Source organism: Dorea acetigenes (assembly GCF_025567385.1).
Lineage (GTDB): Bacteria > Bacillota > Clostridia > Lachnospirales > Lachnospiraceae > Claveliimonas > Claveliimonas acetigenes.
The window spans coordinates 283,373-296,495 of the sequence record NZ_JAOQJU010000001.1 but is presented as its reverse complement, the minus strand read 5'-3'; the positions used below and the strand labels follow the sequence as shown (position 1 = coordinate 296,495).

12 protein-coding genes are annotated in these 13,123 nt (G+C 45.3%); 2 read left to right on the top strand and 10 right to left on the bottom strand.

Going from position 1 to position 13,123, the window contains the following annotated elements; translation table 11 throughout:
* Positions 1-3: 3 nt before the first annotated feature.
* The 7 genes from ytvI to OCV99_RS01455 form a co-directional block, all read right to left on the bottom strand.
* On the bottom strand, positions 4-1,152 hold the full coding sequence (gene ytvI, locus OCV99_RS01485) for a sporulation integral membrane protein YtvI (protein WP_158367467.1): 1,149 nt from the start codon (positions 1,150-1,152) through the stop codon (positions 4-6).
* A 20-nt stretch (positions 1,153-1,172) separates the two neighbouring features.
* Entirely contained in the window at positions 1,173-1,772 is a 600-nt protein-coding gene (gene yihA / locus OCV99_RS01480) for a ribosome biogenesis GTP-binding protein YihA/YsxC (RefSeq protein WP_158367465.1), read from the bottom strand.
* A gap of 25 nt (positions 1,773-1,797) precedes the next feature.
* Complete coding sequence (gene lon, locus OCV99_RS01475; protein ID WP_158367463.1) at positions 1,798-4,143, bottom strand: endopeptidase La; 2,346 nt, start codon at positions 4,141-4,143, stop codon at positions 1,798-1,800.
* A 56-nt stretch (positions 4,144-4,199) separates the two neighbouring features.
* Complete coding sequence (gene clpX, locus OCV99_RS01470) at positions 4,200-5,459, bottom strand: ATP-dependent Clp protease ATP-binding subunit ClpX (protein ID WP_158367461.1); 1,260 nt, start codon at positions 5,457-5,459, stop codon at positions 4,200-4,202.
* A gap of 118 nt (positions 5,460-5,577) precedes the next feature.
* On the bottom strand, positions 5,578-6,162 hold the full coding sequence (gene clpP, locus OCV99_RS01465) for an ATP-dependent Clp endopeptidase proteolytic subunit ClpP (RefSeq protein WP_158367459.1): 585 nt from the start codon (positions 6,160-6,162) through the stop codon (positions 5,578-5,580).
* A gap of 43 nt (positions 6,163-6,205) precedes the next feature.
* Positions 6,206-7,492, bottom strand: coding sequence for a trigger factor (gene tig / locus OCV99_RS01460; RefSeq protein WP_158367457.1), 1,287 nt, complete (start codon positions 7,490-7,492; stop codon positions 6,206-6,208).
* 110 nt (positions 7,493-7,602) lie between these two features.
* Positions 7,603-8,154 (bottom strand): DJ-1 family glyoxalase III, encoded by a 552-nt coding sequence (locus OCV99_RS01455; RefSeq protein WP_158367455.1) that lies wholly within the window; start codon positions 8,152-8,154, stop codon positions 7,603-7,605.
* Positions 8,155-8,488: 334 nt separating this feature from the next.
* Here OCV99_RS01455 and OCV99_RS01450 point away from each other — a divergent pair, with 334 nt between their 5' ends.
* Positions 8,489-8,950 carry a CYTH domain-containing protein gene (locus tag OCV99_RS01450; protein WP_158367453.1) on the top strand — a complete coding sequence of 154 codons (462 nt, stop codon included), beginning with the start codon at positions 8,489-8,491 and terminating at the stop codon, positions 8,948-8,950.
* Positions 8,951-9,028: 78 nt separating this feature from the next.
* A complete protein-coding gene (locus tag OCV99_RS01445; RefSeq protein ID WP_158367451.1) occupies positions 9,029-9,415 on the top strand; it encodes a helix-turn-helix domain-containing protein in 387 nt (128 codons plus the stop codon).
* Here OCV99_RS01445 and OCV99_RS01440 read toward each other — a convergent pair whose 3' ends face one another.
* From OCV99_RS01440 to OCV99_RS01430, 3 genes are read right to left on the bottom strand one after another with little or no spacing between them, the layout of a single operon-like run.
* Positions 9,416-10,630 (bottom strand): aspartate kinase, encoded by a 1,215-nt coding sequence (locus OCV99_RS01440; protein ID WP_158367449.1) that lies wholly within the window; start codon positions 10,628-10,630, stop codon positions 9,416-9,418.
* A 34-nt stretch (positions 10,631-10,664) separates the two neighbouring features.
* The gene (locus tag OCV99_RS01435; RefSeq protein WP_158367447.1) at positions 10,665-11,867 is read right to left on the bottom strand and encodes a cofactor-independent phosphoglycerate mutase; all 1,203 of its coding nucleotides are present in this window, start codon (positions 11,865-11,867) and stop codon (positions 10,665-10,667) included.
* A 30-nt stretch (positions 11,868-11,897) separates the two neighbouring features.
* On the bottom strand, positions 11,898-13,118 hold the full coding sequence (locus OCV99_RS01430; protein ID WP_158367445.1) for a homoserine dehydrogenase: 1,221 nt from the start codon (positions 13,116-13,118) through the stop codon (positions 11,898-11,900).
* Positions 13,119-13,123 lie beyond the last annotated feature (5 nt).

Sequence of the window (13,123 nt, the reverse complement as noted above, 5' to 3'; positions counted from 1 at the left end):
CTGTTACTTCTTCACCCGCAGGCTCAGCACTCCCTCTGCAAGAATCTTTACATCGTCCAGAATATAATCAAACGCCCCGGCTTTGTACAAATTTACAATAATCATGCCAATCGGCACTGCCAATATCATTCCCAATACACTTCCGGCTTTATATCCCACATACAAAAGCACCAGCGTAAACAGAGGATTCATTCCCATGCTGTCTCCCACAAGCTTCGGCTGGATGATCTGACGCACAATCTGAGTAACCGCGTAAATAATGATAAGTCCTGCCATTGTCCTATAGTCACCTACAAGTAATTTATAGAGAGCCCAGGGCAGTAAGGCTGTTCCTGTTCCAAAAAAGGGCAGGAAATCCAAAAAAGCAATTCCCATCGCCAAAAGAATGGAGAAATGAATTCGCATCACGGAAAACCCTAACAATAAAATCAAAAATACCACTCCCATAATCTTAAACTGGGCTTTCAAGTACCCTCCTACCGCATATTTCAGGTTATCCATAACCATCGTCATTCTCTTAACAATCGGTTCAGGAGAAATTTTCTTCGCCCAAATCAGTACAGCCTCTCTGTCTGAGATAAAAAAATATGCGGAAATAATGGTTACAATCGTCGAAACCAAAATAGAGGGAATTCCTTTCGCGAAGTTTCCCGCAGCCTCCACGGTGGGTTCGCTAATCCCGGCAATCAGATCTCCTGCCGTCTTATCTAAATTCGCTGCCATTGTCTGAAAACCGTTCTGTACACCTTCCGGCAGGAGTTTAAAAAACTGGCTGCCTTTTCCACTAATTTCTGTAAGTCCCTTTTCCAAATCCTGATACAGCTCAGGGAAGTTCCGAATCAAGCTGGAAACTTCATTCCACAACTTACTGCCCGCAAAATAAATTAGCGCCACGCATCCTACTAAAACCAGGATTACCACGATGGCAGAGCTAAGCTTCTTTACAATCTTCAGTCTTTTCTCCAGCCAAAGCACCAGCGGGCTTGCTACAAATGCCAGAAACCACCCTATGACAAAAGGCATGAAGAAAGAAAGCGCCCATATCCCAATATAGATAAATAAGATGGTTCCGATCAGGCTGAAAGCCAGACTGACAATTACCTTCCAATACGGACGGTTATCCTGCAGCCGCTCCCTGACATTCATCTGCATACTCTGTCACCTCATTTCGCCTATTCTGTCTCTTTTCCCAGAAATTCTGTCTCTGTCAGCTCCCAGATTTCCTCTCTCCCCTGCTTTGTCTCTGCTGAAAAGGGAATCACTATCGTTCCCGGGATAAGATTTAATCCCTGCTTCACCATTTTCACATGCTTATCCACCTGGCTTCTCTTCAGCTTATCCAATTTGGTGGCAATAATAATCGGATTGTATCCCTGGGCAACTACCCATTCATACATCATCTTATCATTCGCCGACGGTTCGTGCCGGATATCTATTAACAGAAAAATTGCTTTCAGTTGCCTGGAAGAATGGAGATAATTCTCAATCATCCGTCCCCACTGTGCCTTTTCCTGCTCAGAAACCTTTGCATATCCATATCCCGGAAGATCCACCAGATACAGCTCATCATTGATATTATAATAATTAATGGTCTGGGTCTTCCCCGGCGTCGCCGATATTCTCGCATAAGACTTCCGGTTCATCAGCGCATTAATCAGGGAAGATTTGCCTACATTGGATTTTCCGGCAAATGCAATCTCCGGTTTATCATTTTCCGGAAGTTTGCTCGTAATTCCGCACACCGTTTCCAGATTTACATTCTTTATAATCATTCTATTTTCCTCATTCTTCTTAAATCTAAATTTCCTTTACCAACGCCTGTTCAAGCACTTCATTCATATGGGATACAGGCAGAATCTGCAGTCCCTTTGTAATCTCGGCCGACAATTCTCCGACATCCTTTTCATTTTCTCCGGGAATCAGAACCGTCCGTATCCCGGCGCTCTTCGCTGCAAGAAGCTTTTCCTTCAGCCCTCCGATGGGCAGCACGCGCCCACGCAGGGTAATCTCACCTGTCATGGCAATATCAGCGCGCACCTTCTGCTCTGTAACAGCGGAAAACATTGCTGTCGCCATGGTAATTCCCGCAGACGGGCCATCCTTGGGAACCGCTCCCTCCGGAATATGTATATGAATATCGTGTTCTTCAAAGAAATCATCCGCGATGCCGTGATTCCTGCTTATGGAACGAATATAACTGATTCCTGTTCTCGCCGATTCCTTCATCACATCACCCATCTGCCCGGTCAAAAGGATTTCTCCCTTCCCCGGCATCACATTAACCTCAATCTGCAGAGTATCACCGCCCACACTGGTCCACGCAAGTCCCCGGACAATTCCAATCTCATCAACCTGATTCGCCATCTGATAGGTATATAATTCCTGCCCCAGATATTTATGCAGGTTATTTTCCGTCACCCGAATTCTCTCTTTTTGATTCTCCAGAATTTCCCTGGCTGCTTTTCTGCATATATCCCCGATTTTACGCTCCAACTGCCTTACACCGGCTTCCTTGGTATAATTCCTTGCCATCTTCCACACGGCTCCCTTACTAATCGTAAGTTGTCCCGGCTTCAGCCCATGCTTGTCAAGCTGCTTTGGAATCAAATGCTCCATAGCAATATGAATCTTCTCATTCTCAGTATAACTGCTGACCTCAATAATCTCCATACGGTCAAGAAGGGGTTTCGGAATCGTCTGAAGCGTATTTGCTGTTGTCACAAACAGTACCTCAGACAGATCTATCGGAACCTCCAGATAATGATCCCGGAACTTTTTGTTCTGCTCACTATCCAGTACTTCCAGAAGCGCGGAAAAAGTGTCTCCCTTATAATCTGTACTGACCTTATCAATTTCATCCAGAAGCATCAACGGATTCTTCACTCCTGCGCTTTTCAGTCCATTCGCAATCCTGCCCGGCATCGCCCCCACATAGGTCTTTCGATGTCCTCGGATCTCTGCTTCATCCCTTACTCCTCCGAGAGAAATTCTGACATAAGAACGGTTCAACGCCCTCGCCAATGAACGGGCGACAGATGTTTTGCCGGTTCCCGGCGGCCCCACAAGACAGAGGATTGGGCTGTCTCCCTTTTTCGTAAGTGTGCGCACTGCCAGAAATTCCAGCACACGCTCCTTCACTTTCTCAAGTCCGTAATGGTCTTCTTCCAGTACTTGTTTCGCATAGGCAATATCTTCATTATCTTCCGACATCTTATCCCATGGCATCTCCAGCATCGTCTCGATATAGGTACGTATAACGCCGCTCTCTGCCGGACTATTCATAGAACTTTTAAACCGCTTGATTTCTTTGTTAAGTTTTTCCTTTACTTCTTCCGGAGCTTCCAGCTTATCAGCCGCCTCCTGAAACTCTTCCGCATCGGTAAGCGTATTATCTTCTCCCAGCTCTTCCCGGATTAATTTGAGCTGTTCTCTCAGGATATATTCTCTTTGATGTTTATCTACACGCTCTTTCACCTTATTCTGGATATCTTCCTTTATATCCATAATCTGCATCTCATTCACGATCTTAAAAGCAAGAAGATGATACCGTTTCAGTAAACTTGCTTCCTCCAGGATTTCCTGCTGATCCGTATCGCTCAACGGACAATTTGCAGCAATCATATCTATGACCTTCTTAAGATCCGTATATTCGTTAATCTGTTTCACCATATCTTTGGGAAATTTCGGGTTTTTCAGCATAAATTCCGTATAGATTTCCTTCAGGCCTCTTGCCATAGCTTCCAGATTCGTATCTGCATCATTCTCACCAAATTGCTCCCGGATATCATCAACATCCTCTATAACCGTAACATTCGCCCGCAGATAGGGATCCGTAAATTCCAACACATTCAATCCCGCTCTCCTCTCTCCTGCAACCAGGACACGCAAAATGTTCTTCGGCAGCTTCACCACCTGCTTCACAGCGGCTATTGTCCCAACCCGGAAAACGTCCCCGATTCCCGGCTCTTCGATATTAAAATCCTTCTGTCCTGTCAGAAAAATCTTCTGACCTTCTTCCAGCATAGCTGCATTGATTGCTTCTATCGAAGCCTGTCTGCTAACATCAAAATGTATCACCATCTCCGGGAGAACCGTCATTCCCCGAAGGGCAACCATGGGAAGGCTTCTTACTTCTCTTTCCATATTTCCTCCTGTTATATAATAAAGCGGACGCTGCTTTTTCTGCGTCCGCCTATGTCTTATGCACTCTCTGGTCTTCTCTCCTGGTCATGCTCATAAATTGGTGCGCTCTTATCCTTCACCACATCTTCTGTAATGCGGCAGGAAACCAGCGTCTCATCCGACGGGGCATGATACATGGTATCCATCATAATATTTTCCATAATTGCACGAAGCCCCCGCGCACCGGTTTTTCTCTTCAGGGACGTATCTGCAATTGCCTCAAGCGCAGCCTGGTCAAAGATAAGATCAACACCGTCCAGCTCCAGCATCTTCTGGTATTGCTTCACAATGGCGCTCTTTGGCTCCGTCAGAATCCTAATCAACGCATCTCTATCCAACATCTCCAGTGAAACAGTCACCGGAACACGCCCTACCAACTCCGGAATTAATCCGAATTTCACAAGATCCTGGGGCAGAACCTGCTTCAAAAGCCTATCTGTATCGTCCTCATGCTTCTCGGCAATCTCTGCATTAAATCCTATCGATTTCTTATCCAGACGGGTCTCAATAATCTTGTCCAGTCCTTCAAACGCACCTCCGCAGATGAATAGAATATTTGTCGTATCAATCTGAATCAATTCCTGATGCGGATGCTTTCTCCCGCCCTGGGGCGGTACGCTTGCCACCGTGCCTTCAATAATCTTAAGGAGCGCCTGCTGAACGCCTTCGCCCGACACATCTCTCGTAATAGACGGATTCTCTGATTTTCTTGTAATTTTATCTATCTCATCAATATAAATAATTCCGTATTCTGCCCGCTCAATATCGCCGTCCGCCGCCTGAATAACTTTCAGCAGGATATTTTCCACATCTTCACCTACATACCCCGCTTCCGTAAGCGCCGTTGCATCAGCAATGGCAAACGGTACATTCAGTATCTTTGCCAGCGTCTGCGCCAGAAGTGTCTTACCGCAGCCGGTAGGACCCAGCATCAGGACATTGCTCTTTTTAAGCTCTACCCCCAGATCCTTCTCTGCCATAATCCTTTTATAATGGTTATATACCGCAACAGACAGTACCTTCTTCGCTTCTTCCTGCCCGATTACATAATCATCCAGGAACGCCTTGATTTCTTCCGGCTTAAGCAGATTGATTTCATCAAATGGATTCGTACGCCTGTTATCATACTCAAATTCTTCTTCTATAATCTCTGCACAAACATCTACACAGGAATCACAGATATAGACTCCGCCGGGCCCCGCGATCAACTTACGTACCTGCGCCTGGGTTTTATTACAAAAAGAGCACCTAATCTGCTCATCATTTCTTCCTGCCATACTTTCACCTCTCTGTTTCTAAACATTTCAGCCGTCTTTCATTCCATGCTTAAAGCACCGCTTTGACTAAGACAAACTAAGGACAGGCAGACTGTTTACAGTATACCCGTCCTGTTTTTTATTTACGGTTCGTGATTACTTCATCTATCAAGCCGTACTCTTTTGCTTCTATTGCAGACATGAAATTGTCTCTGTCTGTATCTGCACTAATAACTTCAATCGGCTGTCCTGTATTCTCTGCCAGAATCTGATTCAGCTTCTGACGCGTCTTCAGAATATGTTCTGCGGCAATCTGAATCTCAGTTGCCTGTCCCTGCGCGCCGCCTGACGGCTGATGAATCATAATCTCTGCATTTGGCAGCGCGAAACGCTTACCTTTTGCCCCTCCTGAGAGAAGAAAAGAACCCATGCTTGCCGCCATTCCAATACAGTAGGTGGCTACATCACATTTGATATACTGCATCGTATCGTAAATCGCAAGTCCGGCAGTCACAGAGCCGCCCGGACTGTTAATGTACAGATGGATATCCTTCTCCGGATCCTCTGCTTCCAGGAACATTAACTGCGCAACAATGATACTTGCCGCTGTATCCGTCACTTCTTCTCCAAGAAAAATAATTCTGTCTTTTAATAATCTTGAATAAATATCGTAGGAACGCTCCCCACGACTCGTCTGTTCAACGACATAAGGTACCAGACTCATGTAAATACCCCCTAACTATGATGTCTGTCACTGGTAGCAAATACTATTTCTCTTCTGCATTCTCTACCAGGAAGGTTACTGCCTCCTGAACTGCTATATCTTCTTTCATCTGTTTCTTTTCATTTTCGCCCATGTACTCTTTCAGCTTATCAGCTTCCATATTGTAGGCCTCTGCCATCTTGGCAATCTCTTCATCAAGCTTCTCATCACTGATTTCAATATTCTCAGCCTGGGCAATTGCTTCCAGAACCAAACGTGTCTGAATGCGCTTCAGCGCCTGCGGGCGCAAATCTTCCAGCATCTTCTCTTCTGTCAATCCGGTAAACTGGAAATACTGTTCCATAGTAAGACCCTGCTGCATCATTCTCTGAGCAAAATCATCTGCCATCTGTCTGGTCTGCGTATTGATCATTGGCTCCGGAATTTCCATAGTAGCATTGGCAACAGCCTGCTCCACAGCCTGATCTTCCTTCTTCGTCTTTCCTTCTGTCTCTTTCTGCTCTTTGATCTTCGCCTTAACGTCTGCCTTATATTCCTCTAAAGTATCGAATTCTGATACTTCCGCCGCAAATTCATCGTCAATCTCCGGAAGCTCTTTTGCCTTAATCTCATGCACGGTACATTTAAATACTGCCGCTTTTCCCTTCAGGTCTTCCGCCTGATAATCCTCTGGGAAGGTTACATTGACTTCCACTTCTTTTCCAGATTCTGCCCCTACCAGTTGTTCCTCAAATCCTGGGATAAAGGCACCGGATCCGATTGTCAGCGGATAATTTTCTCCCTTTCCGCCTTCAAATGCAACACCGTCTACAAAACCTTCAAAGTCGAGGATTACTTCATCGCCATCTTGTACCGGGCGATCTTCTACGGTAATCGTCCGCGCATTCTTCTCTGCCTCTTCCTGAATCTTCGCATCTACTTCCTTCTGTGTGACACGGGTAGAAATCTTGTCTACTTTCAGCCCTTTGTACTCTCCAAGAGTTACCTCCGGCTTCGTTGCAACTTCTGCTGTAAAAATAAATGGTTTGCCCTTCTCAATCTGAACAACATTAATCTCCGGCTGAGACACAATATCCAGCTCACATTCATCATATGCGTCGGAATATGCCTTTGGAATCAATTCATTGACTGCATCATCATAGAAAATAGCAGCGCCGTACATTTTCTCAATCATCTGACGCGGAACCTTTCCCTTACGGAATCCCGGGATACTAATTTTAGATTTCTGCTTCTGATATGCACTTTGAAGTGCCTTCTCCAACTCTTCTGCCGAAACCTCAATTGTAAGCTTCGCCATGTTTTTTTCCAGTTTTTCTACCTGTAAACTCATGAATAACTTCCTCCTATTTCTATCCTGCCTTCTCGTAGTCTAAAGAACAGGTCGACTACATAAATACTCATTAAGAGAGTATAACACAAATCCTGCAAAATAGCCAGCATTTATTTCAAATATATGATTGTCTCTGCAAGCGCAGTAGCTTCCGCCTTATCAAAAAGGATTTCCACCAGCTTCAATCCGAAATCAATCGCCGTCCCCATTCCGCGGCTGGTAATAATATTACCGTCCTGTACTACCGGAGCTTTCACAATTACAGCTCCCTGAAGCTGCTCCTCCACGGACGGATAACAGGTTGCCCGTTTTCCCTTCAGAAGCCCCATGTTCCCCAGGATTCCCGGTGCCGCGCAGATTGCTCCCACATATTTTCCTTCTTCACAGAAAGCCTGTATGACTCGTTTCACACCCTCATGTTCACTTAAATTCGTAGTTCCGGGCTGTCCTCCCGGAAGAATGACCATATCAAATTCTGCAAAATTCACTTCTTCAAATGTATCTTCTGTCTGCACGCCGATCCCATGTGCACCGTGTACCATATATTCCTCCGTAATAGATACTGTATCCACATATATCATGGAACGTCTCAGCAGATCCACAACAGTCAATGCTTCTATCTCTTCAAATCCATCTGCTAATAACACCGCTACTTTTCTCATTATTGACCCTCCTAAAAATATCTTCTCTTAAACAGTAACAAACAACCTCAAAAAAATCAATGCATTTACAATTTACTTTTTTTATATTATGATTTTAATATTACCATTCACAGCCGATTTGAAATTCAATATGGATTCGTCGTGCTTGCACGTAAGAAGATATATTGGATTTCAAATCCGGTCTGTGGAGCAGTCACCCCACCCGCATAAGCATTCTTAGCTCCGTAAGGAGCGGGACTGGAGCATCGAAGATGCGACGAATGCGCATGCGGGTGGGGTGCTGTGAATGGTAATATTTAATAATTACTTTTTACAGACGGAAAGGAGTCCATACATGGAAATCGAACGAAAATATCTGATTCACCACATCCCCGAAAACTTAACTGTCACAGAAACCCACCATATCGAACAGGGATACCTCTGCACAGGTCCGGTGGTACGAATCCGCAAGGATAATGAGGACTATATTCTGACCTACAAATCTAAAGGCCTCATGGTTCGGGAAGAATACAATCTTCCTCTCACCGCCAATGCATATGAACACTTAAAAACAAAGATTGACGGAAGATTGATAAAAAAGACAAGACAGGTCATTCCTTACACGGACAACCTCTTCATTGAACTTGATACTTTCCACGGCGATCTTGCTCCCCTAGTCTTAGCAGAAGTAGAATTTCCTTCCGTAGAGGCGGCAGACACCTTCGTCCCCCCCTCCTGGTTTGCAGAGGATGTGACCTTCTCGCCCGCCTACCATAACAGCACCTTGAGCAACATTTTGTTGCATTCCGCCACTTAGCTTCTTTTCGGCGCATAATTATCTATTTTTCTGGTTAATTGCTATACTAAACCTGTAATAACAGATGGAGGTATGGCAATGGCCAATATTCAGCTTGCGAAGAACCTTCGTGCTTTAAGGGATGCAAACAATCTGAACCAGGGTGATTTAAGTGATATGCTTAACATCTCCAGACAGGCGTACTCAAACTATGAGAATAGTAAGCGTACCCCTGATCTGGATTCTTTGCTGCGCCTTGCTTCCTTTTATCATGTAACTTTAGAACAGCTGGTAAATGGCAACCTTTCCAATCCTGTCCAAAGCTTTTCCGAAGAAAAAGTGCCATATTACATGGCACTTGACATCAAAACCGGAAATACGCTCTATCTCAAAGAAGAAGAGACGGAGCTGATTACAAAATTCCGCTCTCTTTCTGATGACAACAAACGTATCATTACCGGTTTTCTTGATTCACATTCAAAATAATTAATCGGTCAATGCCAGTGCAAAGCCTTCATGGACTGCATTCATCGCCTTGTCAATATCCTTTTCATCAACCAGGACTGTAATACGGATTTCAGAGGTCGAAATCATATTAATGTTAATCCTGGAATTATACAAAGATTCAAACATTTTCGCTGCCACGCCTGGATTACTCATCATTCCCGCGCCGACTACAGAGATTTTCGCCACATCCCTATTGTAGGAAATCTGCTGGATTGTCAGAGCTTCCTTATGTTCTTCCAAAATCTGAAGGGCAGGTTCCAAATCATCCTCTGAAACAGTAAAGGATATATCTTTCGTCCCCTCTCTGCCTACTGACTGAAGAATAATATCTACGTTAATATGATTCTTTGACATGGTATTAAAGATTTTAAACGCTGTTCCCGGTTTATCTTCTACTCCTATCGCTGAAATCCTCGCTGTATTTTTATCGGCTGCCACGCCTGTAATTAACATTTTTTCCATCTTTACCTTCTCCTTGACAACGGTTCCCTCCGAACGATTCAGACTCGACCGTACTACCAGCTCCACTCCATATTTCTTTGCCATCTCCACAGACCTGCCGTGCAGTACCTTTGCTCCTACCGTTGCCAGTTCCAGCATCTCATCATAAGTAATGGCATCCAGTTTCCTTGCATTCTTCACTACACGGGGATCCGCAGTGTAAACACCATCCACATCTGTATAAATCTCACATTTATCTGCATGGAGCACCGCCGCCAGCGCAACCGCCGTTGTATCCGAACCGCCTCTTCCCAGAGTTGTGATATCATCGTACTTGTTCACTCCCTGGAATCCTGTCACAATAACGATTTTTCTTGCATCCAGCTCGTGCTGAATACGCTTCGTGTCAATCCTTTTAAATCTGGCGTTGCCATAACTGGAGGTGGACACCATTCCTGCCTGAAATGCATTCAATGACACGGCAGGTACATCCAGCGCATGCATTGCCATCGCCATCAGGGAAACAGACACCTGTTCTCCCGTAGTCATAAGCATATCCATCTCCCTTTTCTTGGCATTTGGATTAATACTATGCGCAAGCTCAATCAGTTCATCGGTAGTATCTCCCATGGCAGAGAGAACCACCACCACATCATGCCCCGCTTTATAATCTTCAATGCATCTTTTTGCAACATTGAAGATACGTTCTTTATTAGCGACAGAACTGCCGCCGAACTTCTTTACTACTAACATACGCCCTCCTGTTTTTTGTCTCTCATCCTTTTCCCTAAATCTCCAGTAAATGCTCAATCAGCCGATATCCTTCCGGCCACTTCCATTCGCTTTCTGCTGCCTTTACTTCACTATATGTATGGACGCCGTCCACCGTCCGCCTACTATCATAAATCAGGTAAGGAATCGGTTCGCTCGTGTGCGTACGCACACAAATGGGAGTCGGATGATCCGGAAGCACCATAATACGGTAATCTTCACCCGCTTCATCAAGTCCTTCCACAATTCTTCCCACTACCTTTTCATCCACTTGTTCAATCGCAGTAATCTTATCAGCCACACTTCCCTGATGCCCCATCTCATCCGGAGCCTCTACATGGACATATGCAAAATCATAACCCTGATGCAGCAGGGCATCTACCGCTGCGTCCGCTTTACCGGCGTAATTGGTATGCAACCCTCCATTGGCTCCTTCCACAATGACCCGATCCATTCCGGCACCTACGGCAATTCCTTTCAAAAGATCTACCGCAGAAATCATTACGCCTTTCTTTCCGGTCTTCTCTTCAAAAGGTGCAAGGGACGGTCTTGTGCCGGCTCCCCAGAACCAGGCAGAATTCGCCGGCTTCAGCCCTCTCCTTCTGCGCTCTTCATTTATCGGATGATGATTTAATATCTCATAACTCTTCTTCATCATATCTCTAAGCACTTCATCCTGAGGCAGATACTCTCCCACTCGCTTCGTCAAGATATCATGAGGCGGAGTCAGCTCTATGAGTTTCCCGTTCTTCTGAATCAAAAGATGCCTGTAGCTGGTTCCTACATAAAAGGAATAGCCTTCTCTCTCCAGTCCTTCCTTCAGGGCATCTACCAATACTGCCGCTTCTTCTGTCGGAATCTCATCAGAACTGTGATCCAGCATGATCTTTTCTTCATACGGTTCTTCTTCCTCCGAAAGCGTCACAATATTGCAGCGAAAAGACACATCCGAATCTGCCATATCCACGCCTATACTGAGAGCCTCCAGAGGAGAACGCCCTGTATAATACTCCCTGGGATCATAACCCATTACAGACAAATTCGCCGTATCACTTCCCGGCGCCATTCCTTCCGGAACCATCGCCGCCATCCCGATTTCCGCCTTCTGCGCCAGCCGGTCCATAACCGGAGTTGCCGCCGCCTCCAGTGTCGTTTTGCCGCCAAGCTCTTCTAACGGTCTTCCTGCCATTCCATCACTAAGAACAATCACATACTTCATAACTGCCGCCCTCTTTCCATCCGCCGATTCTTACTTTTCCACTCTTATCATGCTGATAATCTCACTCTGATAAGCTACCGCTTTCTTTTCATATTCGCCCTCCGGCATCAATGCCGTAACGAATCCAAACTCACCCTGCATACCTTCGATGTTCACAAATTCAATCTCACCGAAATCCGCCGCAAGCTTTCCTTTTACAACTTCCGGAGAACCTTTCATCCGGACAAAAAAGCGTCTCTTCAATTCCTCTTTTCCTTCCAGCTCCAGTTTCTCCTCACTCCACATAACACCTAAATTCCTACCTGGATTCTTCGCCTCTTCCACGATATCTCCTACTACCGCACTTGCTGTCGGCAGCTTTCCTGCCCCGCTTCCGTAGAACATCGCATCTCCCAGCATATTTCCATGTACAAAGATAGAATTGAACACTCCGTCGATATTAAATAACGGATGACTCTTATGGAGCAGGCACGGAGAAACCATAGCACAAATCTTATCTCCTTCCCGCTTACAGGTAGCAAGAAGCTTGATCGTCATCCCCATCTCTTTCGCATATTTCATATCATCTGCCGTGATCTTCGTAATGCCCTCACAATAAATATCTTCAAAATCCACCTGTTTTCCTGAAATGATAGACGCAAGAATTGCAATTTTGCGGCAGGCATCGTAACCTTCTACATCTGCTTCCGGATTGCGTTCCGCATACCCGTTATCCTGGGCTTCTTTCAGGACTTCATCATAATTAGCGCCTTCATAGAACATCTTTGTCAACATATAATTGGTGGTCCCATTCAAAATCCCCGTAATTTCTTCCACCACATCTCCGGTAAGCGAAGAATGAAGCGGCCGCAGAATCGGAATTCCTCCACCTACGCTTGCCTCAAACAAGAAATTCACATTCTTCTCCTTCGCAATCTTTAAAAGCTCCGCGCCGTGTTTTGCCACCAGAGCTTTATTGGAGGTTGCCACACTCTTCCCTGCTTCCAGCGAACGCTTCACAAATGTGTAGGCCGGCTCGATTCCTCCCATAACCTCCACTACAATATCTACTTCTTTATCCTGAACAATCTCTTCAAAATCATGGGTAATGATCTCCTGTACCGGGTCTCCGGGAAAATCCCGTAAATCCAGCACATATTTTAAATTCAGTGTTTCACCCACCCGCTGATTGATAACCTCCTGGTTTGTGCGGATAACCTCCACCACACCAGATCCAACTGTTCCATATCCAAGTACTGCTACATTTACCATATCTT

Bases quoted from the DNA above. Each gene is read 5' to 3' on its own strand.
- ytvI (WP_158367467.1), bottom strand. From the start codon at position 1,152: ATGCAGATGAATGTCAGGGAGCGGCTGCAGGATAACCGTCCGTATTGG.
- yihA (WP_158367465.1), bottom strand. From the start codon at position 1,772: ATGATTATAAAGAATGTAAATCTGGAAACGGTGTGCGGAATTACGAGC.
- lon (WP_158367463.1), bottom strand. From the start codon at position 4,143: ATGGAAAGAGAAGTAAGAAGCCTTCCCATGGTTGCCCTTCGGGGAATG.
- clpX (WP_158367461.1), bottom strand. From the start codon at position 5,459: ATGGCAGGAAGAAATGATGAGCAGATTAGGTGCTCTTTTTGTAATAAA.
- clpP (WP_158367459.1), bottom strand. From the start codon at position 6,162: ATGAGTCTGGTACCTTATGTCGTTGAACAGACGAGTCGTGGGGAGCGT.
- tig (WP_158367457.1), bottom strand. From the start codon at position 7,492: ATGAGTTTACAGGTAGAAAAACTGGAAAAAAACATGGCGAAGCTTACA.
- OCV99_RS01455 (WP_158367455.1), bottom strand. From the start codon at position 8,154: ATGAGAAAAGTAGCGGTGTTATTAGCAGATGGATTTGAAGAGATAGAA.
- OCV99_RS01450 (WP_158367453.1), top strand. From the start codon at position 8,489: ATGGAAATCGAACGAAAATATCTGATTCACCACATCCCCGAAAACTTA.
- OCV99_RS01445 (WP_158367451.1), top strand. From the start codon at position 9,029: ATGGCCAATATTCAGCTTGCGAAGAACCTTCGTGCTTTAAGGGATGCA.
- OCV99_RS01440 (WP_158367449.1), bottom strand. From the start codon at position 10,630: ATGTTAGTAGTAAAGAAGTTCGGCGGCAGTTCTGTCGCTAATAAAGAA.
- OCV99_RS01435 (WP_158367447.1), bottom strand. From the start codon at position 11,867: ATGAAGTATGTGATTGTTCTTAGTGATGGAATGGCAGGAAGACCGTTA.
- OCV99_RS01430 (WP_158367445.1), bottom strand. From the start codon at position 13,118: ATGGTAAATGTAGCAGTACTTGGATATGGAACAGTTGGATCTGGTGTG.